A 1,067-nucleotide genomic window follows, 5' to 3' on the forward strand; every position below is an offset into this window, starting at 1 on the left:
TTTGACCTGATGGTCAATCCGGCCCAGGTACTCAATGTTGCCGTCAGGCAACCATCTTGCCAGGTCGCCTGTCCGATACATGCGTTCATAGCCCGCTTCCCCATCTGCAAACGGATTGGTCACAAATTGTTCAGCCGTTAATTCCGGACGGTGCAGGTAACCGCGTGCCAGTCCTGGGCCGGATACACACAGTTCACCGGGGATTCCTGCTGGTGCAAGCTGCCCATGTGCATCGACCATATACACGCGGTGATTCGGTACAGGGCGTCCGATTGAAATTGACACTCCTGCTTCGGGACCTTCCGGCGCAAGCCAAATAGACGTTGTTATGGAATTTTCCGTTGGACCATAGGCATTGTAGTATGTCACATGATCCTTCCATTTGGATAACAATTCTGGCGAGGCAGCCGAACCGCCTGTAAACAGGATGCGCAGATCCGGCATTCGTTCCGGATTCAAGTATACAGCATAGGTCGGCGGCAATATCGTAATTGTAATTCGATGATCCGCCATATACTGCTCAAACTTGTCATAACTGAGAATGGTTTCTGATGTCGGAATGCATAAAGTGGCCCCGTTGAAGAGCGCCTGAAGCATTTCCCAGATCGAAGCATCAAAGGAATAACTGGCAAACGAAACGACACGATCCGAGCCGCTGATCCGCAACGTCTCCCTGAAGTACGTATGCAGATTGCAGAGTCCACGATGCTCAAGCATTACTCCCTTAGGCTGGCCTGTCGTTCCGGATGTATAAATTACATACGCTAGGTTATGAGGACCGGATGTGGCTTCCAGATTCGAACCATCCCTGTGATATGCGGATATAGCTTTTCCTTTTGCCTCAGCTGTGCCTGCATCCGCACTGCTTTCGCCCAGTTCTGCATCCAACAGCAATACCTTGCCCCTAAATTCCACTTTTTCAAGCAAATGCTGCTGCGTTAACAGCAGTTCCGTACCTGAATCGTCCAGCATATAACGGATGCGGTTCTCCGGATAAGTCGGATCGATCGGAATGTAGGCGCCCCCTGCCTTCAAAATACCCATGATGCCGACAATCATGTCAATCG

Annotated in this window: 1 protein-coding gene; it reads right to left on the reverse strand. The window is 50.8% G+C overall.

Going from position 1 to position 1,067, the window contains the following annotated elements; genetic code table 11:
* Positions 1–1,067: amino acid adenylation domain-containing protein (locus AC5ELV_RS26300; RefSeq protein ID WP_493432459.1), on the reverse strand; the 1,067-nt coding region annotated here is incomplete at both ends.

It is taken from the genome of Paenibacillus sp. NMA1017 (assembly GCF_058895805.1).